We start from the raw sequence: 21,417 nt of genomic DNA, 5'->3' as shown, positions 1-21,417 counted from the left end.
GCGATGCAGTTCGATGTCGTGACGCTCTTTCCAGAAATGTTCCGCGCGCTGACTGACTGGGGTATCACCAGCCGGGCCGCGAAGCAGCAGCGCTATGGGTTGCGTACGTGGAATCCGCGCGATTTCACGACCGACAACTACCGCACGATCGACGATCGCCCATACGGCGGCGGCCCCGGCATGGTTATGCTGGCCCGGCCGCTCGAAGACGCGATCAGTGCCGCGAAAGCGGCGCAGTCGGAGCAGGGCATCGGCGCGGCGCGCGTCGTGATGATGTCGCCGCAAGGCGCCACACTGAATCACGAGCGCGTGATGAAGTTCGCGGCCGAACCCGGTCTGATCCTGTTGTGCGGGCGCTACGAAGCGATCGACCAGCGTCTGCTGGACCGTGTCGTCGACGAAGAAGTAAGCCTTGGCGACTTCGTGCTGTCGGGCGGCGAGTTGCCCGCGATGGCGTTGATGGATGCGGTCGTGCGTCAGTTGCCTGGCGTGCTGAACGACTCACAGTCGGCGGTGCAGGATAGCTTCGTCGATGTGCTGCTCGATTGTCCGCACTACACGCGTCCCGAGGAATACGAGGGCGTGCGGGTGCCTGATGTGCTGCTCGGCGGCCATCATGCGGAAATCGAAGCGTGGCGGCGGCGCGAAGCATTGCGCAACACGTTGAACAAGCGGCCCGATCTGATCGTGAAGGCCAGAAAGAACAGAATGCTGAGCCGTGCCGACGAGGCGTGGCTCGCGAGTCTCGCGAAGGAAGAGCCGAAGGCCTGAGGCCCCGGTCTTTCGAGCGGACACAAGGCGGTGCCGTGCATGCGTGTGCGGTGCCAGATGTGAACCCATCCTCTATCGGGGCCGTAGCCCAACGCAGTAAGCGCGTGAGGCAGGTACGAACGCCGACAAGATGGATCTAGGAGTCAGTGATGAATCTGATTGCAAAACTCGAGCAGGAAGAAATCGCGCGCGTTCTCGGCGAAAAGACCATTCCGGATTTTGGTCCGGGCGATACGGTCATCGTCAGCGTGAACGTGGTTGAAGGCACGCGTAAGCGTGTGCAGGCTTACGAAGGCGTCGTGATCGCCAAGCGTAACCGTGGTCTGAATTCGTCGTTCATCGTCCGTAAGATTTCGTCGGGCGAAGGCGTCGAGCGTACGTTCCAGACGTATTCGCCGCTGCTGGCTAGCATCGTCGTCAAGCGTCGCGGCGATGTGCGTCGTGCCAAGCTGTACTATCTGCGCGAGCGTTCGGGCAAGTCGGCTCGAATCAAGGAAAAGCTGGTCTCGAAAGACCGCGCTGCTTCCCAAGCGTAAATGCTGTAAGAAAAAGCACCCCTCGCGGGTGCTTTTTTGTTGGCCAGGTCAAAATAGCGGCATGTCCACGCTCATCAGAGAGACCCGTTGATCCGCCCCGTCTTTGAGCCCGAAACTCTGCCTGTCATCGCGACAGGCGCCGATCTGCCACCGGTCGCGCGCGAGCGTCTGACGCCCGATGCACTGCGGGCGCGCTTTGATCGGCAGCTTGCCTGGACACCCGAGAAAATTGCCGATGCGCCGTGGCGCAATACCGACCTCGATCCGCGCGTGGCCGCGGTGCTGGTGCCGCTCGTCGTGCGCGCGCATGGTCTTACCGTGTTGCTCACGCAGCGCGCGGACCATCTGAACGATCACGCCGGTCAGGTGAGTTTTCCCGGCGGCCGCCAGGAAGCGTTCGACGCTGATGCGACTGCTACGGCTCTGCGCGAAGCGCGCGAAGAGGTGGGCCTCGACGCGTCGCGCGTCGAAGTTCTCGGCACGTTGCCCGACTATCTGACTGGAACCGGCTTTCGCGTGTCGCCGGTCATCGCTCTTGTGCACCCGCCATTCTCGCTGGAGATCGATACGCTCGAAGTGGCCGAGGTCTTCGAAGTGCCGCTCGCGTTCCTGATGGACCCGTCCAACCACGAAGAACGCCTGTTCCGCTACGAGGGCGGAGAGCGCCGCTTCTTCGCGATGCCGTATCCGCGCGGCGAATTGACGGTGGCTCCGGAGGCCGCCGAGCAGCGCGGCGCGCACCACGCGCAGACGGTCACGCCAGCAGCCGTGCAAGGCGGCCATCATTTCATCTGGGGCGCGACGGCGGCGATGCTGCGCAACCTGTATCGGTTCCTCGCCGCATAAATTACGTGACTCGCATCGCCGCGTCGACGATGCACAGTTGCGCGAACGACGCACTTGTCGGCGCTTTGTCAGCATCAGCGTTCAGACTCATCCGACCCTGTGCTATCGTTATAAAACAATCGTAAAAAACTTAAAAAGCACGGCGCATCGCATGACTTTTTTCTCCGTATTGCTGGCTCTGATCATTGAACAGGTACGCGCGCTGTCGCCGAACAATCCGTTGTCCGCGTTGCTTCAATACCATGCGGAGTCGGCGGCGCACGGATTCGATGCTGGCAAGCAACGTCACGGTCTGCTCGCGTGGCTCGTCGTGGTGGTGCCCTGGACGCTCGCGGTCGCGCTCGTCTACTACGTGCTGTATCACATTCACTTCATGCTCGCGTTCCTGTGGAACGTCGTGGTGCTGTACTTCACGCTCGGCTTCCGGCAGTTCAGCCATTACTTCACCGACATCCATCTCGCGTTGAACAACGACGACGTGCCACGCGCGCGCGAAATTCTCAACGAATGGACCGGGCTCGAGACCGTCGACATGCCGGTCAGCGAGATCGTGCGTCACACGCTGATCCACGCGGTGGTCGCGTCGCATCGCCATGTGTTCGGCGTGTTCTTCTGGTTTCTGATTCCGGCCGGTCCCGCTGGCGCGGTGCTGTACCGTTGCGCGGAATATCTCGCGCGCGCATGGGCGCGGCCGGCCGACGACCGCACCGTCGCGTTTTCGAGCTTCGCGCAACGCGCGTTCTTCGTGATCGACTGGGTGCCGGCGCGGCTGACGTCGCTGGGCTTTGCGATCGTCGGCAATTTCGAGGATGCGATTTACGCGTGGCGCAACCATGCGCGGCAGTGGCCCGATACGAACGACGGCGTGTTGCTCGCCGCGGGCAGCGGGGCGCTCGGCGCGCGCCTGGCCGGGCCACTCGCGGAGCCGTCGAGCCTCGACGCGCTCGCCACGGGCGACGGCGGTCCGATGCAGGTCGGCGACGACTGCACGCCGCGCACGCTGCAATCGGCAGTGGGGCTGGTGTGGCGTGCAGTCGTACTGTGGATGATCCTGCTGTTGATGCTGACCATCGCGGTGTGGCTCGCCTGAAGCGGCCAGGTCACGCGCGCAGCACAAGAAGAAGCCGGGCAATGCCCGGCTTCTTCAATTCCCGACTCCGCTTCACCCCTTCAACGGATCGCGCACGGTCCCGCATTGCCAGCACACGGTGAACTGCGCCTCGAGCACCTCGCCGCACTGCTGACATTGCCATGGAGGCGTGCCCGGTGCCGGTCCTCGCGAGGCCGCTTCGATCAGCCGCCGCGCGATCGCCTCATCGCGTTCATCGACGAGCCACAACTCCGGCGCGCACTGGTCGGCCGGAATCTCGCCGAGCGCCCCGTTCAGATAGCGGTTGTGCAGCTCGCAAGCGATGCCCGCGGTCTCCAGCACGTTGACCCAATGCTGTCCGATGATCAGGTTCGGCGCGCGCATCAGTTTCATGTCAGCGGACAATCTGGCTCGCCTCGTGCACGAGCTGCGCATAAAGCGCATGCCGTTCGCGGCGGATGCGCCCGTCGGCGACGGCTTCGAGGATCGCGCAGCCAGGCTCGTGCAAATGATGGCAGTTATAGAAACGGCAGTTTGGCAGTAGCGGCCGGAACTCGGGGAACGCGCGTTCGAGCCGGCCTTCGCTCAGGTGATGCAGGCCGAATTCCTGAAAGCCCGGCGAGTCGATCAGCGCGCCGGCCGCGCCGTTGACGCCATTCACGCCGGTCGTGCCCTCCGACCGCGGCAGCGGATAAAGACGCGTGAACGTCGTGGTATGGCGCCCGCTGTTCAACGCGGTCGAGATCTCGCGCGTCGCGACTTCGGCATCCGGAATCAGCAGGTTCACGAGTGTCGATTTGCCCATGCCGGACTGGCCGAGCAGCAGCGTCGCATGACCATGCAGATGTTCGGTCAGCGTGGCGCGTGCCGCCTCGGGCTGCATGCGGATCGACGCTTCGAGCACCGGATAGCCGAGCGCGCGATACGGCTCGAGCCGCTTGCGCGCGCCGTCCAGAGCATCGGTGACGTCGATCTTGTTCAGCACGATCAGCGGCTTCAATTCGTTCGCCTCGGCGGCGACGAGCGCGCGGCCGAGCAGATCCTCGCTGAAATGTGGCTCGGTGGCGAGCACGATCAGCAACTGGTCGAGGTTCGCGGCGAACAGCTTCGACTTGTACTGATCCGAGCGATACAGCAGATTGCGCCGCTCGCCGATCTCGACGATCACGCCCTGATCCGCCGAGGTCGGCTCATAGATCACGCGATCGCCGACCGCGACCTCGCTGCGCTTGCCGCGTGGGAAACATTGCAGCAACGCGCCGCCGTCTTCAGGAGCGACCAGATAGTGGCGGCCGTGCGCGGCCACCACGAGGCCGCCCGTGCGCACGCCGTACATGCCGGATGCGGTGGCCGACGCGCCGCGCGACGCCTTCTTCGGAGCGCGGCCGCTCATGCGTGCTGCAGCAGTCGGTCGATCCGCTGCGAGGCCGGCGGATGCGAATAGTAGAACGCGGTGTAGATCGGATCGGGCGTCAGCGTCGACGCGTTGTCCTCGTACAGCTTGACGAGCGCGTTGACGAGATCGTGCGCGTCGGTTTGCGTCGCCGCGAACGCGTCGGCTTCGAACTCGTGCTTGCGCGAGCTGAGACTGCCAAGCGGCGTGACGAAGAACATGAACACGGGCAGCGCGAGGAAGAACAGCACGAGCGCGAGTCCGCTATTGCCGCCGACGAGCGACGGCCGCACGCCGAGCCCTTCGTAGAACCACACGCATTGCGTCAGCCAGCCGAGCAGCGCGAGCATCGCGAGGCTGATCGCGAACGTGACCAGCATGCGCTTCATCACGTGACGACGCTTGAAGTGGCCGAGCTCGTGCGCGAGCACCGCTTCGATCTCGCGGCCCGACAGGCGCGCGAGCAGCGTGTCGAAAAACACGATGCGCTTGCTCGCGCCGAAGCCGGTGAAGTACGCGTTGCCGTGTGCCGAACGGCGGCTGCCGTCCATCACGAACAGGCCCTTCGCGGCAAAGCCGCAGCGCTTCATCAGCGCCTCGATGCGGGTCACGAGCGCTTCATCCTTCAGCGGCTCGAACTTGTTGAAGAGCGGCGCGATGAAGGTCGGGAAAATCAGCAGGCCGAACATCTGGAACGCGACCCACACCACCCATGCCCACAGCCACCACAGGTTGCCCGCGCGGTTCATCAGCCACAGCACGACGAACAACAACGGCAGGCCGAACGCGATGCCGAGCAGCGCGCCCTTCAGACGGTCGAAAAAGAACAGGCTTTTGCTCATGCGATTGAAGCCGAAGCGTTGCTCGACGACGAACTGCCGGTAGTAATCGAACGGCAGGTCGATCGCGCTCGTGATCGCGATCACAGCGGCAACCAGCGCGATCTGACCGACGTAGCCGCGGCCGAGCCAGTCGGAGATCGCGAGATCGAGCATCTGCACGCCGCCGAGCAGCGTGAGCCAGATCAGCACGGCCGCGCCGACGACGATCTCGACCATCGCGAGCCGCGTGCGCTCGACCGTGTAGTCGGCCGCGCGCTGATGCGCGGTGAGCGCGATGGTGTTCGCGAACTGGCTCGGCACCTGTTCGCGATGCGCGACGACGAAGCGGATCTGCCGCGACGCGAGCCAGAGTTTGGTGCCGACCATCGCGACGACGGCGACGACGAACAGGGCGGTGAAGTACAGGGTAGGCATCCGGGGATTCCGTGGTATCTATGCGAGAATTATATGTTTCTTCCCGCCTCGCGGCGGAGATACGGTTTAACGCGACGGTTCAACGCAAGAGCTCCGGGTAGCAGTTCAGGGCGGCGCTTTGGCGCGGCCGGCCCGGCTCGAACCGCGCGAATCGATTTCAAACGAACACATGCCGCGCCGCACGGGTTTCCAGCGAAGCCCGCCGCGCGGCCCTCAGGGTTGCCTTCATGACTGACATCCTCGCATCCACCGAACAGCCGCCGCTCGTGCGCAGCGACATGAATCTCGTCTGGCTGGACATGGAAATGACCGGGCTCGAGCCCGACACCGACCGCATCATCGAAATCGCGGTGGTGGTGACGAATTCGACGCTCGACAGGATGGTCGAAGGTCCGGTGCTCGCGATTCATCAGAGCGATGAAACGCTCGCGAAGATGGACGCGTGGAACCAGAACACGCATGGCCGCTCGGGGCTGATCGATCGCGTGAAGGCGTCGACTGTCAGCGAGGCCGACGCGACCGCGCAGATCCGCGAGTTCCTCGGCCAGTACGTGCCGCCGGGCAAGTCGCCGATGTGCGGCAACTCGATCTGCCAGGACCGCCGCTTCATGGCGCGCTGGATGCCGGATCTGGAGAGCTTCTTCCACTACCGCAACCTCGACGTGAGCACGCTGAAGGAGCTGTGCCGGCGCTGGCAGCCGGTCATCTACAAGGGCTTCCAGAAGCGCGCGATGCACACGGCGCTGGCCGATATCCACGAGTCGATCGACGAGCTGAAGTACTACCGCGAGCATTTCCTCGTGCCGTCGGCGCCGGACGCCGCCGCGAGCGCTCAGTAAAGCGCGGGCCTGCACGGGCAGGCCACGAACCTCGAACCTCAGTCTTGCCGCGGCGCGCGTTGCGCACTTTTCGGCCGGAACGCCTTGACCACGTCGACGTTCGTTTCTACGTAAGGGCCGCCGATCAGGTCGATGCAGTACGGCACCGCCGCGAAAATCCCTGGCACCTTGACCATGCCGTCATCGCGCAGGCCTTCCAGCGTTTCCCTGATGGATTTCGGCTGGCCGGGCAGGTTGATGATCAGCGCGGCGTGTCGTTCGGTTTCGCGGATCACCGCGATCTGGCGCGACAGGATCGCGGTCGGCACGAAATTCAGGCTGATCTGCCGCATCTGCTCGCCGAAGCCGGGCATCTCCCTGGTCGCGACAGCGAGCGTCGCCTCGGGCGTCACGTCGCGGCGCGACGGTCCGGTGCCCCCGGTCGTCAGCACCAGATCGCAGCCCACTTCGTCGACCAGCGCGATCAGCGTCGCCGAGATGGTCGGCGCGTCGTCGGCGATCAGCCGCGTGACCACCTGCCATGGCGAGCTCAAGGCCGCGCCGAGCCACTCCTGCAGCGCCGGAATGCCCTTGTCCTCGTACACGCCCGTCGACGCGCGGTCGCTGATCGACACGAGGCCGATCACGATTTCGTCGGGGTGCTGACGTTGCTTACGTTGATCAGGCGTCGCGGTCGTCATCGTCGTCTTCCGCGGCGAGGTTGGGGTCGTGCGCGTCTTGCGCTTCGTCGTCGGTGCCGGCCGCGCTCTTGATCCACTGGAACAACTCGCGGAAGTAGCGCGGCGGCTTGCTCTGCTCCGCTTCCTTGCGCGCGTTGCGGATCAGCGTGCGGCCCTGCTGCGGGTCGGCGCTCGGGTGCTGGCGGATGAACTCGGTCAGCGCGGCGTCGTCGGCCAGCAGCTTTTCGCGGGTGCGCTCGATCCAATGGAGCTTCGCCGTCTCCGACTTGTTGATGCCCTTGTAGGTGTCGAGCGCGGTGCGCAGCGCGGCGGTTTCGGTGTCGAGCAGCGAGCGCATCACGCGGCCGACGTACTGGATCTGGCGGCGCTTGCCTTCGTGGTCGGTGATGCGGCGCGCTTCGCGCACGGCTTCGTCGAGCTTTTCGGGCATCGGCATGCGCTTGAGCGCGTCTTTCGGCAGCGCGACGAGTTCCAAGCCCAGATCCTGCAACGCCTGCATTTCGCGTTTGACCTGGGACTTGCTCGGACGATCGTAGCCGTTTTCGTCGACTTCCGTGACGACGGATTCGATCGGTTGAATGCGGGTTTTGCGTGTCATGCCGGTATTGTAACTTGCCGCGCCGGCCCGACCCGCGGCGGCGCGTACCTTGCTATGATCGCGGGATGCATTTATCCCGCACCCGCGCGCCTGCCCCGAATACGGTGTGCATACCCAGGGCCGCGCGGCCCCAACAGGACGGCAACCACAATGGCAGCAGACATGGACGTCAAGCAGCGCTTTTTTCCGCATACCCAGGATGAGCTGAAGGAAATCGCCTCGGACATCCTTCGTCACGCGAAGGCGCTCGGCGGCACCGACGCCGCGACCGAAATCTCCGAAGGCGACGGCCTGTCCGTCTCGGTACGGCGCGGCGAAGTCGAGACGATCGAGCACAACCGCGACAAGATGGTCGGCGTGACGGTGTTCATCGGCAACAAACGCGGTAACGCGAGCACCTCGGACTTCTCGCCGCAGGCATTGAAGGACACGGTCGCGGCCGCCTACAACATCGCGCGCTTCACCGCCGAAGACAATTGCGCGGGCCTCGCCGAAGCGGAGCTGCTCGAAACCGCGCCGCGCGACCTCGATCTGTACCACCCGTGGAATCTGTCCGCCGACGAAGCGGTCGAAATCGCGCGCCGCGCCGAAGACGCCGCGTTCGCGACCGATCCGCAGATCAAGAACTCGGAAGGCGCGAGCGTGTCGGCACAGCACTCGCAGTTCGTGCTGGCGACCTCGCGCGGCTTCCTCGCCGGCTATCCGTATTCGCGCCACTACGTCGCGTGCGCGCCGATCGCCGGCAGCGGCCGCAACATGCAGCGCGACGATTGGTACACGTCGACGCGCAGCGCCGACGAACTCGCCGATCCCGAAGCGGTCGGTCGTTACGCGGCGCAGCGCGCGCTCGCGCGCATCGGCGCGCGCGGCCTCGACACGCGCAAGGTGCCGGTGCTGTTCGAGGCGCCGCTCGCGGCGGGCCTGCTGGGCGCATTCGTGCAGGCGACGAGCGGCGGCGCGCTGTATCGCAAGACTTCGTTTCTGGTCGACAGCCTCGGCAAGCCGGTGTTCGCGCCGCACGTGCAGGTGGTCGAAGACCCGCACGTCGCGCGCGCGATGGGCAGCGCGCCGTTCGACGAGGAAGGCGTGCGCACGCGCCAGCGCTCGGTCGTGAAGGACGGCGTCGTCGAGGGCTACTTCCTGTCCACCTACTCGGCGCGCAAGCTCGGCATGAAGACCACCGGCAACGCGGGCGGCTCGCACAACCTGTCGCTGCTCAGTTCGAACACGCGCCCCGAGGACGACTTCGAGGCGATGCTGAAGAAGCTCGGCACGGGTCTGCTGCTGACCGAGTTGATGGGGCAGGGCGTCAATTACGTGACTGGCGACTACTCGCGCGGCGCGTCGGGTTTCTGGGTCGAGAACGGCAAGATCCAGTATCCGGTCGAGGAAATCACGGTCGCGAGCACGCTGCAGGAGATGTTCCGTCATATCGTCGCGATCGGCGCGGATACGATCACGCGCGGCTCCAAGCAGACCGGCTCGGTGCTGATCGAGCGGATGACGATCGCAGGGCAGTAAGCCGCACGGCGCGTTCCAGCGCAGCCCCGTATCAAACGAAAACGCCACGCAACTGAACGTTGCGTGGCGTTTTTTATCGCTTGCGCGGCGCGCGCCGTCAGACGTCCTTGCGCTGATACGTGACGAATGCGTAATCGAAGTCGTTGGGCGCATTCGAGTGATGCGCTTCGCGCGCGATTTCTTCCCACACCTGCGGGTCGATCGCGGGGAAGGTCGCGTCGCCGTCGAAGTCGGCGGCGATTTCGGTGACGATCAGCTTGTCCGCATGGCGCAGCCCTTCGTCGTAGAGCTCTGCGCCGCCGATCAGAAACGCCTGCGGCGCCTGGTCCTGCGCGGCGAGCGCGAGCGCTTCGTCGAGATTGGTCGCGGTGTCGCAGCCCTGAAAGCGTCGCGAGGCATCGCGCGTGACGACTATGTTGCGGCGTCCCGGCAGTGGCCGGCCGATCGATTCATGCGTTTTGCGGCCCATGATGATGGGCGCGCCCATCGTCGTGCGCTTGAAGAATTTGAGGTCTTCGGGCAGTCGCCAGGGCAACTGGTTGTCGCGGCCGATCACGCCGTTGCTGGCGCGAGCGACGATCAGGGTGAGCGTCGTCATCGAATGGAAAGAGGAGGGTAACCGGGCGATTCTACCCGAGCCGTCGATCCACACCGACGCGTACCCGCCGCTCACGCCCGCGCCGGCCCGTCCGCGGGGAGCGCTCCCTTGTGGTCGGCGCTGCCCGGTTCGCGCAAGCCGTGCACGCCCATCAGCCGATACAGCGTCACGCGGGAAATGTTCAGATCCACCGCCGCCTCGTTCAACCGGTGCCGATGGCGCAGCAGCGCGGCCTCGATCGCGCGCTTCTCGGCAGCCTCGCGCGCCTGCGTGAGCGTCATGCTTTCCTGCCCGGTGTAGCCCGCGAGGTCGAGGTCGTCGGCCGAGATCAGCTTGTTCTCGGCCATCACGATCGCGCGGCGTACGCGGTTGATCAGCTCGCGCACGTTGCCGGGCCAGTTGTAGTTGTAGAGCGCCTCGATCGCCGACGGCGTGAAGCCGCGAATCTTGCGCGCGTTGTCGGTCTTGAACTTGTGCAGCATGTGGTACGCGAGAATCTCGATGTCCCGCCCCCGCGCGCGCAGCGGCGGCTCATCGACGCGCAGCACGCACAGGCGATGAAACAGATCCGCACGGAACTGGCCCTCGCGCATCGCGCCGTCGAGATCGACGTGGGTCGCCGAGATGATGCGCACGTCGACCGGAATCGATTCGCGTCCGCCGAGCCGCTCGATCTTGCCTTCCTGCAGAAAGCGCAGCAGGCTCGCCTGGCTTTCGAGCGGCAGATCGCCGATCTCGTCGAGAAACAGCGTGCCGCCGTCTGCCGCCTCGACGCGGCCGATCTTGCGCTGATTCGCGCCGGTAAAGGCGCCGCGCTCGTAGCCGAACAGTTCGGATTGAAGCAGATGAGGCGGGATCGCGCCGCAGTTGATCGGCGTGAAAGGCGCCTTGCGGCGCGGCGAGCGCTCGTGGATCGCGAGCGCGGTCAGCTCCTTGCCAGTGCCCGATTCGCCCGCGATGAACACGCTCGCGTCGGTGTTCGCGACCTTGCGGATCGTGCGAAAAAGCTGTTGCATCGCCTCGCAGGTGCCGACCATTTCCTCGTCGCCCGCTTCGCTGACGGGCGGCGGAAGTTCCGGGTCGCACAGCGCGACCATGCCGAACGCGTGGCCGGCCAGATAGTCGATCGTGGCGTGCGCGACGGGCAGCTTCACGAAGTCGAAGCAGTAGTGGCGCACGAGGCGTCGCACGAGCGGATCGTCGAGCCGCTCGTTGGTCGCCAGCGCGATCCAGCCGATCTGCTGCTGACGCAGGCTCGCCTCGAGCCCGCCGATGTCGCGCGGCACGAAGCTCGCCAGATCGACGATCCCCGCGCATGCGATGTCAGGTTTCACGAGCCGCCCGAGTTCGTGCGCCGAGCGCGCCGCCGCGACCTGCCAGCCGCGGCTTTTCAGATGCGCGATCAGCGTTTCGTCGGGCGTGCGCGCGACGTACAGCAACTGTCGCGCGACGGCGGCGCGCTGCTTCGGCACCGCGAGCGACAGATGCGATCCCGCTGCCGCGACGGAAGCCACACCGGTCAGATGAGGTGATTCACGCACGTTCGACCTCGTATCGTTGGCACGTCAGAAGGTGTACGGAAAGCGCATGCCGACCACGAAGTTCGGCGCGTCGGGTGTGAGTCCGATCGATACCGAGCCGTTGATGGTCAGATGCTTGTTCACGACGTGGTTCAGGCCAAAATTCATCGCCGCGGCCGTGGTTTCGCTGCCCGGCACCTTCTGATAGCTGCCGCCCGGCGACTTGGTCTGCGACGCGGGTTCGAGCGCCATCGTGAACGACACGCTGGCCGAATCCTTGTCGGAGAACGCGAGCGCGACGCCTCCGCCGAACTGCACGATGTCGCCGAGCTTGACCGTCGCCGGTTCGGTTTGTCCCTGCACCGACGAGATGTCCGCGAACGAACGCGCGAGATTGTAGGTATAGGAAACGCTGCCGAACAGCACGACCGGGTCGTAGGTCTTCAGCACCGACAGACCCGCCGTGATGTTCCAGAAGCCGGTGCCGGTCGGCAGTCTGGTCGGCGCGACGAGGTTGGTGTTGTCCGCGTCGACCTGCACGACTTTTTCGCCGAACGGCGAGCTGCCGGTCGGCGCCTTCACGCGCAGACTGCCGACCACGTCCGGCAAGGCATTGGTTTCCCTGACGAACTGGTAGTAGATGCCGAAGTTCACGTCGCCGATGTCGTGACTCGACACCGTCGCGTCCGACAGCGTGCTCGCCGCGCCGCCCGCGCCGCCGACGATGAAGGTGCTGCGCCGATACACGTACGGCACGTCGACGTCGACATTGATGCGGTCGGACACGCCGTAGCGCGTGTCGAGGTCCGCCATCACCTGGTGCGACTTGGTCTGGCCGAGGTTGATGTTGCCGAGGAAAATCGCGTCGAGCGCGAGGAAGCCCGACAACTGCAACTGGCGACGGTCGTAATAGGTGTCGCTGATGCCGAAGTCCATCGTCAGCTTGTGGTCGAAGAGCGGCGCATGCTCGCGTTGCACGACCGCCTGCTCGGCCTGCGTGCGCACCGGTTCGTTCGCGCGCTGGGTCCGGCCGACCGCGCCGCTGCCGTCGGTGGCGGCGGGCAGGCCGCCGGCGCTGGCGTTGCCTGCATTGCTGCCGGCCGGCGTCGGCGGATTGACCGGCACGCCGGTCGCGGTGCCGGTGGTGCCCGCCGGCGCGGGCGCGCCGGGCGCGATCTGCGCGAGCGGCGGCAGCGGCACCGGCAGGCCGTCGGCGCCGGGCTGCTCGGCCACCGTGTCGCTGCCCGCGGGGGCGCCGGCGCCCGGCACGCCGCGTCCGCGCTGCGCCATCTCGAGTTCGGTGACCTGCCGTTCGAGCGAGTGGATCTGCCGCTGCTGCTCGTCGACGACGCGCATCAGCGTGTTCAGACGGTCCTCCACGGATTGACCGGCGAGCGCCTGCGCGCTCGCCGTCTGAGAAAGAGCCCACAGCATGACCGCGGCCGGAATGGCCGCGAGAGCCATGCGCGGTGCCCTGGTCGATGACACTTTTTTCATTTTTGCTCCCCCGGTGGTCCGGCCGCGCGGTGCCGACTGCGCGGCCGTCTCTTTACTGCTTGTGCTGCAACTGGCGGTGGCGGCCCGCCTCGTCATCTCCTGTTTTGCAGTGCCTGTAGCACGCCCAACTGACGAAGCATCGAAGCCGACATCTGCTGGGTTTGCAGATGCAGTTGCAGGGCGTTGGCGACTTGCTGGTTATTGCCTGCAATCTGCAGCAACTGGGCGATCTGCCCGTTGCTCGGCGCGATGGTCTGGGTGGCGAGCCCAGCGGGTGTCTGCAGCGCCACGTTCACGCCGTTGCTGCCGAACGAAATGCCGGCTTTCACGGAGCCGGTCGAATTGCTGGCCGATGCCGACGGCGCGTTGGCGGAGCCCGTCAGCGTCACGGCGCTGTTGTTGAAGTCGATTAGCGCGGTGTTGGTGCCGCTGTTTCGATCGCCCGCGACCTGGGTGATCTGCGACACGCTATTGACGCCGACGCTCTGGCCGCCGCGCGCCTGGGCATTCGGGTTGGCGCCCGAATCGCCTGGTTGGCCGTGCGCGCCGCCGCTCACGCTGGCGAACGTGCTGACGGAGCTCGTGAGCTGGCCGCCGCCGTTCTGCACCGCGCTCAGCGATCCCTGGGCGAGCGCGCTCGCGCCGTTGGGCAACTGCCATTGCGAAATGACGTTCAGCACGAAGCCGGAGATCATCGTCGCGCCGGCGTATTTGCCGGTCTGGGTCGCGAGCACGTCGTCGCCGACGAGTTGCACCCGCAGGGGCGCGGCGCCTGGCTCGGGTGGTATCGAAAGTTCGGGAGCCGGTGGCGAGGCGGCGCCCTCCGAAGCGTGGGCAAGGCCGCCTGCGCCGCAGGCGACGGCGCAGAGCACGAACCCAAGCTGTGTGAAGTGTGACTTCATGGCGGGATCAGAACATGTCTGCCTTGTTCAAGCCGTACTCGAAAAAGGGAGTCGCGGCGGTGCCGGCTGCCAGCGCAGCGGCGCGCAGCTTCAGCGCGAGCGACTCGTTGTCCTGCAACAGTGGTGAATCCTCCCTGAAGGGTTTGCCGAGGACCGCGAACACGAGACCGTTCCAGGTCTTCGCGAAGTCCTCTTCGAGCACGATGCGATTGCCGAGCGCCGGGTCCGCGATGAACACGCGGCCGTCCTGCGCATGCTTGACGATCACGAAATGCTCGTAGCCGTCGATGTTCATCAGGACCATCACGGGGATCTGAAGATGGTGGAGCGCTTCGACGTTGACGCGAAAGCCGCGGCCGCGCAGTCCGATGGTCTCGACGAAGTGCTTCATGTCGAGCATCGAGAAGCCGTTCTTGACGACGACTTCGGGGGTTGAAAAGACCATCATCCGGCGAATCAGTTCGGTTTCCGGAATATCGATGCCATAGCCGTACTTGAGGAGGGTGGCGAGCGCCGCCGCGCCGCAGCTGTAATCGAATTGCTGATTGACGATGTGGTTGTAGCGCAGATCCTTCATCGAACGGACCGTCTTCGTCAACGGCACGCCGACGAACGTGGACGTGTCGATGCTCGACTGTGCGGCGGCGTGATCCGCGCACAGCACGCACCCTGCCAGCGCTACGGCGAACGGTAGCGCCGGGAACCCCTTGAACCCGGTCATGCTGGTCTCCTGCCCGATCCGCGCCGGCAGCTTCGATGGCTGCCGGCGCGCCCCTCCGACTGCTTTGTGCTTCTTCTGCTTGCCCGCGCTCGCCGCGTCGTCGGCTTACTTGCCGCTGTTCAGCGCCGCGATGGCGAGGCCGTTGTGCTGCAAGTTGCCCGCGCCGCCGGCGATGTTCACGCCGATGTTTCCGGAGGCGCCTTTCAGCGTATCGGCACCCAGACTCGCGGTGCCCTGGAATTGCCCGTGGACGGTCATCGTCGCGGATTGCGAGTTGTCGTCCGTCGCATCCATCGCGGTGGTCAGCGCCTTGCCCGGCGAGGTCGTCGTCACGGCGCCGGCAAGCGCGTTGTCCTGCGCGTTGCCGATACCGGAAGCGATGTTCACACCGACGTTGCCCGTCACACCCGACAGCGACCCGTTGCCGACCGACGCGTTCAGATTGAAGTTGTGGATCGTCGCGCTGCCGCCCGAGGACTGCACGTTGAAGGCCTGCGCGTTGCCGAACACGTTGCCGACGTCGACCGAGGCGAGCGACACGTCGTTGCTCTGCGCGTTGTCGATGCCTTCCGCGATGTTGATGCCGAGGTTGCCCGACACGTTGCTGGCTGCGTTGGTGCCGGTGGTTGCATTCAGCGTGGCGGCCGCTTCGTTGTTGATGTGCTGCGTGATCGAGCCGCGCGTCGTCACGTCGGTCGTCGACATGCCTGCGTCGATGCCCCAGGCGGCGCCATACGAGTCGCTCGACGACGAGCGGCTGCGCGAGTAGCCCGACGATTGCTCGCCGACCATCGCATAGCCGGAGCCTTCGCTCGCCCTGAAGCCCCATGAACGGCTTTGCCCGGACGCTTCGCTCGCTTCGAAGCCGCCGGCGACGCCCGACGAGTTCGCGTAGCTCGATTCGCGATAACCGGCCTGCAGGCCGCCGCGGGCGCTGAACGAGCCGCTGCCGTGCGAGAACGTGTTGTGGTCCTGATAGCTGTAGCTGCCGCCGATCGAGCCGCCGGCCGACAGCTGGCCGCCCGAGTTCTGACTTGTGTGCGAGAAGCTGCCCGCAATGCCGGCTGCCTGCTGGCTGGTTTCATAGCCGCTGCTCGTCACGCTCGCGCTGTGGCTGCCGTACGCATAGCCGCCGGAGGCTTCGAAGCCCTGCGAGCCCGAGCTCGACGACGTATGGTTTTGCGTCGTGAACGCGAATGCCGAGCCGCCGCCCCTGACCGACGTTGTGCTGTTGTTCAGGGTCGTGGTCACGTTGCCGCTGGTGTAGGTCTGCGCCTGCGGATCGAGCGTCGCATTCACGTTGACGGTCTGATTGTTGTTGATCACCGCGTTAGCCGTGCTGGAGACATGCACGCAGCCAAACAGTCCGACCAGACCTTCGACGCCGACCATCTCGCCGACGACCGTCGTATTGAACAGGTAGGCCTTCTGCGGCGCGGCAAGCACGCTGCCGGACGCGGCAACGAGGACGGCCGTGGCAATAAGAGTGCGCTTCATGATTCGCTCCGATACTTAAGTGTGGTCAGTTAAAAAAAGTGCCCGCCGGGGGACGGAGCACAAAACTGTTTGCCGTGGCATTACCGGCGCCGGCTGCCTGGTTGATCTGCACGATTCCGTTCGCGTTGCGCAAGGCATCGCTGGAAATGCTTGCCTCGCGCACGCCGTGAATCGCGTTCGACTGCCCCGGACTGCCGTTTTTCGGGGCCGTCGCGGATAGCTCCCCATCCGAGACAGTCTCGACTCCGAGCGCCGCAGTCCCGATCTGGGTGCTGTTGCGCTGAAGATTCCCTGCTCCGGCCGACTGGTTCACCAGCACCGCGCCGGATGTGTTCGAAAACGCATTGGCTTCGATCGACGCTTGCGCGCGCGGCACGTTCGCGACCACCGACGCGCCTTGCACGCTCGCGTTCGCGTTGCCGACTGCGGCGCCGTTCGTCACCGTGATCTGGTTGGCCTGCGCGTTGTCGAGGCCAGCCGTTTCGTTGACCGTGAGCGCGCCCGTCGCGCCCATGCCCGCGCCGGTGCCGATCGTCGCGATGGCGCCGACGATGGGCACCGCTTGCGCCTGCGCGTGAGCCGCGCCGGCGACGAACGCAGCGACGCCCATGCACAGGCACGCGCAGACGCGCAGGGCCGGGCGTGCCGCAGCGATTTGCCGCGAGTGCAGCGAGGGGCGCAGGCATGTGCTCATTTCAGACCTCCGAGCGCGCCGCCGAGGACGTTCGATAGCGGCGCGAGCGCGCCCGTCACCGACGAGCTGATCGTGCCGCCGACGCCCGTCGCCGGTCCGCCGATGCCGCCCGAGTTCAGCGGGATCGTGTTGCCGGTCGCCTTGCCGGAGAGGATCTGCGTGACGGCCTGCATGCCGGTGCCGCCGAGTACGCCGCCGGCGGCGACGCCGTTCGAGCCGTGCGCGTTCGTCAGATCGGTGTCGCCGACGAGCGTCGCGATCGTCGGATCGAACGAGTTGGCTGGGAACGTGGTGGCGCGCACGGCGACCGGGTCCTGGTCGCGCGGCACGGGGACGAACGCGTCGCGCGGCGTGACGCTGCGCTCGACGACGAGGTCGCCCGGATTGGCAACCTGCTCGGCATAGGCATGGCTCGTGAAGCAGGCGGTGACGAGGACGCTGGCGAGAAGGGCGGTGCCGGCCGAAGCGGCGCGCGGCAAGACGGGAGCGTTGCTGAACGACGCCGCCGGCAGCCCGAGGGCGTGCGGCGTCTGTTGGTTCGTACTCATGTCCCGGTCCCTTCTCTCTTGTTGCCTGTGTCCCGCCCTCGTGGGGCGCGTCACTGCTCGCGCGGCCACCGGTCCTGCATTGCCTGGTTATTTGCCGTCTGTTCGTTGCTTTGTCCTGCTTACTTGCGCTGGTATGTCGCGACGTTGCCCTGGGCGGCGCGCGCGGCATCGACGGGCACCGGCAGCGGCGAGGGTGGCGCGATCTCGTCCCACAACGTCACCTGGTTGCCGCCGCTTTGCATCAACCGGGGCGTCGCGGCGACCATCAACATGCCGAGCGCGCCGCCGCGTTGCCGCGACAGCATCTGGTCGTCGAGCGAAATATCGTTCATGGATGCAGCATCGGCAGCCGGGGTCGACGGGTTGGCGGCAACCTGGCTGTCGTCCTCCGCGGCAACCGGCGTGGTGGCTTGCAGGCTGGCGGAGGCGGGGTCGGCGGCATCGCTGGAATTCGTCAGCGTGGCGAATCGCGCCGGGGCGGCTTGCGCTGTCGGCGTGCCGGCACTCGCCGGCAGGGCGCTGAACGCGAGAGCTGCGCAGATCGCGAAATATGGTGCGCGGCGGCTTATCAGATCGATGCGCAATGCGAGTCGCATGATGTGTCTCCCTGGTGCACGCCAATTAGCGAAACGTGTGCCATCGCTCGCAATCCATTGATACGTCTGGCGCCAACCAGCGCAAACATGACTAATGCGTTCCAAATCGGGAAAAAACGTTGCAACCCTGAAACGGATCAGCAGAAAATACCTATAATTCGTTAATCCGCGAGGTACGAAATACTGTCGCGAGAACGCCACGAAAAGCGCTTCCACTAATGTTTGATTTGTCGGCTGAATAAATCGCGATCGGCCGCTAAGCCTTGATGGGCAACGGGTCGATCGATTAAATTCGCATAATTGTTTTCGAAGCGGCGCGCGTATAGTAAGCTCTCGAAAACAGCTTCAGATTTAAAAAAGGCCCATATCGGGCCGTCTCGAACACACACACGCCGCTTTCTTGGGGATCAGCTGTCCGCACGGAATGGAATGGCCGTTCGGGTTTTGCGATTCGCGAATCCTGGACGAGTCAGCGTGTCCGAACCGCAATTTCAGGTGCATGCGTCGTCCTTAACGTTCGTTGGCGAGAGGATCTGAATAATGGAACCCGCAACGCGGCAACTGATTTACGTTTCGCGTGACCCGAGCGCGGAACTGAATACGCGTTTTATGCAGCGTGGCTGGCATGTCGAAGTCGTGGGATCGGCGCGCGATGCGCGCCGGGCAGTGCGCACCGGCTCGGCTGCTGGCGGCCTGCTCGATCTGTCCAGTGATTTCCAGCCGCACGAAATCGCCGCTTTTGAATCCTGTTTGACCATGCCGAACGTCGGCTGGGTCGCTGCCACTACGCCTGGCCAACTCCAGGACGCCGCGTTGCGCCGGCTCGTGCGCGACTACTGTTTCGATTACGTGACGGTGCCGTCTTCGGGCGACCGTATTGTCGACTCGGTCGGTCATGCATACGGCATGATCTCGCTGAGCGAAACGGCGTCGCACGACGGCTCGCAAGGCGCCGAGGGCGAGATGGTCGGCTCGTGCGACGCGATGCTCGCGCTGTTCCGCTCGATCCGCAAGGTCGCGATGACCGACGCGCCGGTGTTCATCTCCGGCGAATCGGGTACCGGCAAGGAGCTGACGGCAGTCGCCATTCATGAACGCTCGGCGCGGCGCAACGCGCCGTTCGTGCCGATCAATTGCGGTGCGATCCCGCCGCATCTTCTGCAATCGGAGCTGTTCGGCTATGAGCGCGGTGCGTTCACCGGCGCGAACCAGCGCAAGATCGGCCGGGTCGAGGCGGCCAACGGCGGCACGCTGTTTCTCGACGAAATCGGTGATCTGCCGCTCGAAAGCCAGGCGAGCCTGTTGCGCTTCCTGCAGGAGCGCAAGGTCGAGCGGCTCGGCGGCCATAGCGCGATCGACGTCGACGTGCGCATCATTTCGGCCACGCACGTGGACATGACCGCGGCGATGATCGAAGGGCGCTTCCGTTCCGACCTCTATCACCGCCTCTGCGTGCTGCAGATCGACGAGCCGCCGCTGCGCGCGCGCGGCAAGGACATCGAACTGCTCGCGCGGCACATGCTCGAACGTTTCAAGAAGGATGCAAGCCGCCGCCTGCGTGGCTTCGCGCCCGACGCGATCGCCGCGCTGCATAACTACGGCTGGCCCGGCAACGTGCGCGAACTGATCAATCGGGTGCGGCGCGCGATCGTGATGTCGGAGGGACGCGCGATCACCGCGCGCGACCTCGAACTTGCCGAATACGTCGAGATCGTGCCGGTGTCGCTCGCGCAGGCGCGCGAAGCGGCCGAGCGTCAGGCGATCGAGCTTGCGTTGCTGCGGCATCGCGGGCGGCTCGGAGACGCGGCGCAGGAACTTGGCATCTCGCGAGTAACGCTGTACCGGCTGCTGTGCTCGCACGGCATGCGTCATATGGAAGGTGAGCCGATGGCGCCGCCGCACGGCGATTTGCCGGCGTCGGTGCAACATCTGTAGGCGGCGGGCGAGCGGCGAGACTGGCGACGTGGCAGGTGAAGGTCTGGCGCGTCGCCGGGGGTCTCGGGCTGTCCCGGTTCGGACGGATTGACTGTGCCTTCCGGGCGCAGCGACGCCAGCCGGCAAGCGTCGCGTCGAAGCACTTTTGCATGCACGTGTTTGCCGCCCGTATATCGCGTACCGCGGTGTTTTCCTTTCCGTCTGATATTTCCCTCGATATTCCCCATGCGGCGCGCCATGCCCCGGCGGCGTGCGGTCGCGCTTGTTAGAATCGGGTTTTGCTCAATTCCGTGTGCGCGCCTGATCGGGTTCGCGCCGCGCCGAAGGAAACTGCATGAAACAATACCTGGACCTCGTCCGTACGATTCTCGACACCGGCACGTGGCAGGAAAACCGCACCGGCATCCGCACCATCAGCATGCCCGGCGCGATGCTGCGCTTCGATCTGCAACAAGGCTTTCCAGCGGTCACGACGAAGAAGCTCGCGTTCAAGTCGGCGATCGGCGAGCTGGTCGGGTTTCTGCGTGCTTCGCGCAGCGCCGCGGATTTCCGCGAGCTCGGCTGCAAGGTGTGGGACGGGAACGCGAATCAGAACGCGCAGTGGCTCGCCAATCCGTATCGCGAGGGCCCGGATGATCTCGGTGATGTCTACGGCGTGCAATGGCGCAAGTGGCCGGCCTACAAGGTGCTCGACGCCAGCGCAAGTGCGCAATTCGCTGACGCGCAGGCGCGCGGTTTTCGCGTGATCACGCAGTTCGACGAAGAAGGCCGCTCGAAGGTGCTGCTTTACAAGGCGATCGACCAGCTGCGCCAGTGTCTCGACACGATCATGCAGAACCCCGCCGATCGACGCATTCTGTTCCATGCCTGGAACCCAGCCGTGCTCGACCAGATCGCTCTACCGGCTTGCCATCTGCTGTACCAGTTTCTGCCGAACGTTGCGCGCCGCGAAATTTCGCTGTGCCTGTATATCCGCAGCAACGACGTCGGGCTTGGCACGCCCTTCAATCTGACCGAGGGCGCGGCGCTGCTGCATCTGGTCGGACGGCTGACGGGCTATACGCCGCGCTGGTTCAGCTATTTCATCGGCGATGCGCATATCTACGAGAATCAGCTCGATATGCTGCACCAGCAGCTCGAGCGCGAGCCGTACGAGAGTCCGCGGCTCGCGATTTCCGATCGCGTGCCCGACTACGCGAAGACCGGCGTGTACGAGCCGGAATGGCTCGAGACGATCGAGCCTGCGGATTTCTCTCTGGTCGGCTATCGGCATCACGAGCCGCTGACGGCGCCGATGGCGATCTGATGTCGGTGGGAGCGGGGCGGTAGCGCTCGCCCTCGTTGTCGTCGAATAACAGAAGCCCCGCGATGGTTTGCAT

22 protein-coding genes are annotated in these 21,417 nt (G+C 65.2%); 8 read left to right on the top strand and 14 right to left on the bottom strand.

Annotated elements, in window-relative coordinates:
• Nucleotides 1-3 precede the first annotated feature (3 nt).
• From trmD to F6X37_RS19215, 4 genes are all read left to right on the top strand, one after another.
• Nucleotides 4-771, top strand: coding sequence for a tRNA (guanosine(37)-N1)-methyltransferase TrmD (gene trmD, locus F6X37_RS19230; RefSeq protein WP_184027806.1), 768 nt, complete (start codon nt 4-6; stop codon nt 769-771).
• Between the two features lie 149 nt (nt 772-920).
• Entirely contained in the window at nt 921-1,307 is a 387-nt protein-coding gene (gene rplS / locus F6X37_RS19225; protein WP_013090115.1) for a 50S ribosomal protein L19, read from the top strand.
• 87 nt (nt 1,308-1,394) lie between these two features.
• Nucleotides 1,395-2,153, top strand: a complete 759-nt coding sequence (locus F6X37_RS19220; protein ID WP_187612409.1) for an NUDIX hydrolase — start codon at nt 1,395-1,397, stop codon at nt 2,151-2,153.
• Between the two features lie 151 nt (nt 2,154-2,304).
• Nucleotides 2,305-3,243, top strand: a complete 939-nt coding sequence (locus F6X37_RS19215) for a CobD/CbiB family protein (protein ID WP_187612408.1) — start codon at nt 2,305-2,307, stop codon at nt 3,241-3,243.
• A gap of 72 nt (nt 3,244-3,315) precedes the next feature.
• Here the strand turns inward: F6X37_RS19215 and F6X37_RS19210 are convergent, their stop codons facing one another.
• The 3 genes from F6X37_RS19210 to F6X37_RS19200 are packed head-to-tail and all read right to left on the bottom strand — an operon-like array spanning nt 3,316 to nt 5,892.
• Complete coding sequence (locus tag F6X37_RS19210) at nt 3,316-3,636, bottom strand: DUF2007 domain-containing protein (RefSeq protein ID WP_184047461.1); 321 nt, start codon at nt 3,634-3,636, stop codon at nt 3,316-3,318.
• A gap of 1 nt (nt 3,637) precedes the next feature.
• Entirely contained in the window at nt 3,638-4,636 is a 999-nt protein-coding gene (rsgA, locus tag F6X37_RS19205) for a ribosome small subunit-dependent GTPase A (protein WP_187612407.1), read from the bottom strand.
• Nucleotides 4,633-5,892 carry a M48 family metallopeptidase gene (locus F6X37_RS19200; RefSeq protein WP_090801268.1) on the bottom strand — a complete coding sequence of 420 codons (1,260 nt, stop codon included), beginning with the start codon at nt 5,890-5,892 and terminating at the stop codon, nt 4,633-4,635. Before F6X37_RS19200 ends, rsgA begins: the two co-directional genes overlap by 4 nt.
• 227 nt (nt 5,893-6,119) lie before the next feature.
• Between F6X37_RS19200 and orn the strand changes: the two genes are divergently transcribed.
• Nucleotides 6,120-6,731: an oligoribonuclease gene (gene orn / locus F6X37_RS19195; protein WP_090801266.1), complete on the top strand. Its 612-nt coding sequence runs from the start codon at nt 6,120-6,122 to the stop codon at nt 6,729-6,731.
• A gap of 38 nt (nt 6,732-6,769) precedes the next feature.
• On the opposite strand, the gene mog is transcribed toward orn, so the two are convergent.
• Together mog and yjgA are read right to left on the bottom strand one after the other, a co-directional pair.
• Nucleotides 6,770-7,411, bottom strand: a complete 642-nt coding sequence (gene mog, locus F6X37_RS19190; RefSeq protein WP_187612406.1) for a molybdopterin adenylyltransferase — start codon at nt 7,409-7,411, stop codon at nt 6,770-6,772.
• A complete protein-coding gene (yjgA, locus tag F6X37_RS19185; protein WP_184073814.1) occupies nt 7,392-8,009 on the bottom strand; it encodes a ribosome biogenesis factor YjgA in 618 nt (205 codons plus the stop codon). The genes mog and yjgA overlap by 20 nt, the downstream gene beginning before the upstream one ends.
• A 150-nt stretch (nt 8,010-8,159) precedes the next feature.
• Between yjgA and pmbA the strand changes: the two genes are divergently transcribed.
• On the top strand, nt 8,160-9,530 hold the full coding sequence (gene pmbA / locus F6X37_RS19180; protein ID WP_187612405.1) for a metalloprotease PmbA: 1,371 nt from the start codon (nt 8,160-8,162) through the stop codon (nt 9,528-9,530).
• A 97-nt stretch (nt 9,531-9,627) separates the two neighbouring features.
• Here the strand turns inward: pmbA and F6X37_RS19175 are convergent, their stop codons facing one another.
• From F6X37_RS19175 to F6X37_RS19135, 9 genes are all read right to left on the bottom strand, one after another.
• Nucleotides 9,628-10,128 carry a dihydrofolate reductase gene (locus F6X37_RS19175; protein WP_018421333.1) on the bottom strand — a complete coding sequence of 167 codons (501 nt, stop codon included), beginning with the start codon at nt 10,126-10,128 and terminating at the stop codon, nt 9,628-9,630.
• 71 nt (nt 10,129-10,199) lie between these two features.
• Entirely contained in the window at nt 10,200-11,669 is a 1,470-nt protein-coding gene (locus F6X37_RS19170) for a sigma-54 dependent transcriptional regulator (RefSeq protein WP_187612404.1), read from the bottom strand.
• A gap of 24 nt (nt 11,670-11,693) precedes the next feature.
• The gene (locus F6X37_RS19165; protein ID WP_187612403.1) at nt 11,694-13,145 is read right to left on the bottom strand and encodes a hypothetical protein; all 1,452 of its coding nucleotides are present in this window, start codon (nt 13,143-13,145) and stop codon (nt 11,694-11,696) included.
• 92 nt (nt 13,146-13,237) lie between these two features.
• Entirely contained in the window at nt 13,238-14,047 is an 810-nt protein-coding gene (locus F6X37_RS19160) for a peptidase C39 (RefSeq protein ID WP_187612402.1), read from the bottom strand.
• 7 nt (nt 14,048-14,054) lie between these two features.
• The gene (locus tag F6X37_RS19155; protein ID WP_090801251.1) at nt 14,055-14,768 is read right to left on the bottom strand and encodes a C39 family peptidase; all 714 of its coding nucleotides are present in this window, start codon (nt 14,766-14,768) and stop codon (nt 14,055-14,057) included.
• Nucleotides 14,769-14,873: 105 nt separating this feature from the next.
• A complete protein-coding gene (locus F6X37_RS19150) occupies nt 14,874-16,265 on the bottom strand; it encodes a hypothetical protein (protein ID WP_187612401.1) in 1,392 nt (463 codons plus the stop codon).
• Nucleotides 16,266-16,290: 25 nt separating this feature from the next.
• Nucleotides 16,291-16,959 carry a hypothetical protein gene (locus tag F6X37_RS19145; RefSeq protein WP_187612400.1) on the bottom strand — a complete coding sequence of 223 codons (669 nt, stop codon included), beginning with the start codon at nt 16,957-16,959 and terminating at the stop codon, nt 16,291-16,293.
• The gene (locus F6X37_RS19140) at nt 16,956-17,507 is read right to left on the bottom strand and encodes a hypothetical protein (protein ID WP_187612399.1); all 552 of its coding nucleotides are present in this window, start codon (nt 17,505-17,507) and stop codon (nt 16,956-16,958) included. Before F6X37_RS19140 ends, F6X37_RS19145 begins: the two co-directional genes overlap by 4 nt.
• Before the next feature lie 119 nt (nt 17,508-17,626).
• Complete coding sequence (locus tag F6X37_RS19135; RefSeq protein ID WP_187612434.1) at nt 17,627-18,103, bottom strand: hypothetical protein; 477 nt, start codon at nt 18,101-18,103, stop codon at nt 17,627-17,629.
• Nucleotides 18,104-18,643: 540 nt separating this feature from the next.
• Here F6X37_RS19135 and F6X37_RS19130 point away from each other — a divergent pair.
• Nucleotides 18,644-20,038, top strand: coding sequence for a sigma-54 dependent transcriptional regulator (locus tag F6X37_RS19130; protein WP_090801240.1), 1,395 nt, complete (start codon nt 18,644-18,646; stop codon nt 20,036-20,038).
• Between the two features lie 334 nt (nt 20,039-20,372).
• Nucleotides 20,373-21,344, top strand: a complete 972-nt coding sequence (locus tag F6X37_RS19125) for a thymidylate synthase (protein WP_187612398.1) — start codon at nt 20,373-20,375, stop codon at nt 21,342-21,344.
• The last annotated feature ends 73 nt before the right edge of the window (nt 21,345-21,417 follow it).

This window comes from Paraburkholderia sp. 31.1 (assembly GCF_014397645.1).
Classification (GTDB): domain Bacteria; phylum Pseudomonadota; class Gammaproteobacteria; order Burkholderiales; family Burkholderiaceae; genus Paraburkholderia; species Paraburkholderia tuberum.
This window is presented reverse-complemented; position numbering and strand designations above follow the sequence as displayed.

Excerpts from the sequence above, each read along its gene's own strand:
- trmD (WP_184027806.1), top strand. The coding sequence starts at position 4 with ATGCAGTTCGATGTCGTGACGCTCTTTCCAGAAATGTTCCGCGCGCTG.
- rplS (WP_013090115.1), top strand. The coding sequence starts at position 921 with ATGAATCTGATTGCAAAACTCGAGCAGGAAGAAATCGCGCGCGTTCTC.
- F6X37_RS19215 (WP_187612408.1), top strand. The coding sequence starts at position 2,305 with ATGACTTTTTTCTCCGTATTGCTGGCTCTGATCATTGAACAGGTACGC.
- F6X37_RS19210 (WP_184047461.1), bottom strand. The coding sequence starts at position 3,636 with ATGAAACTGATGCGCGCGCCGAACCTGATCATCGGACAGCATTGGGTC.
- rsgA (WP_187612407.1), bottom strand. The coding sequence starts at position 4,636 with ATGAGCGGCCGCGCTCCGAAGAAGGCGTCGCGCGGCGCGTCGGCCACC.
- F6X37_RS19200 (WP_090801268.1), bottom strand. The coding sequence starts at position 5,892 with ATGCCTACCCTGTACTTCACCGCCCTGTTCGTCGTCGCCGTCGTCGCG.
- orn (WP_090801266.1), top strand. The coding sequence starts at position 6,120 with ATGACTGACATCCTCGCATCCACCGAACAGCCGCCGCTCGTGCGCAGC.
- mog (WP_187612406.1), bottom strand. The coding sequence starts at position 7,411 with ATGACGACCGCGACGCCTGATCAACGTAAGCAACGTCAGCACCCCGAC.
- yjgA (WP_184073814.1), bottom strand. The coding sequence starts at position 8,009 with ATGACACGCAAAACCCGCATTCAACCGATCGAATCCGTCGTCACGGAA.
- pmbA (WP_187612405.1), top strand. The coding sequence starts at position 8,160 with ATGGCAGCAGACATGGACGTCAAGCAGCGCTTTTTTCCGCATACCCAG.
- F6X37_RS19175 (WP_018421333.1), bottom strand. The coding sequence starts at position 10,128 with ATGACGACGCTCACCCTGATCGTCGCTCGCGCCAGCAACGGCGTGATC.
- F6X37_RS19165 (WP_187612403.1), bottom strand. The coding sequence starts at position 13,145 with ATGAAAAAAGTGTCATCGACCAGGGCACCGCGCATGGCTCTCGCGGCC.
- F6X37_RS19160 (WP_187612402.1), bottom strand. The coding sequence starts at position 14,047 with ATGAAGTCACACTTCACACAGCTTGGGTTCGTGCTCTGCGCCGTCGCC.
- F6X37_RS19155 (WP_090801251.1), bottom strand. The coding sequence starts at position 14,768 with ATGACCGGGTTCAAGGGGTTCCCGGCGCTACCGTTCGCCGTAGCGCTG.
- F6X37_RS19150 (WP_187612401.1), bottom strand. The coding sequence starts at position 16,265 with ATGAAGCGCACTCTTATTGCCACGGCCGTCCTCGTTGCCGCGTCCGGC.
- F6X37_RS19145 (WP_187612400.1), bottom strand. The coding sequence starts at position 16,959 with ATGAGCACATGCCTGCGCCCCTCGCTGCACTCGCGGCAAATCGCTGCG.
- F6X37_RS19140 (WP_187612399.1), bottom strand. The coding sequence starts at position 17,507 with ATGAGTACGAACCAACAGACGCCGCACGCCCTCGGGCTGCCGGCGGCG.
- F6X37_RS19135 (WP_187612434.1), bottom strand. The coding sequence starts at position 18,103 with ATGCGACTCGCATTGCGCATCGATCTGATAAGCCGCCGCGCACCATAT.
- F6X37_RS19130 (WP_090801240.1), top strand. The coding sequence starts at position 18,644 with ATGGAACCCGCAACGCGGCAACTGATTTACGTTTCGCGTGACCCGAGC.
- F6X37_RS19125 (WP_187612398.1), top strand. The coding sequence starts at position 20,373 with ATGAAACAATACCTGGACCTCGTCCGTACGATTCTCGACACCGGCACG.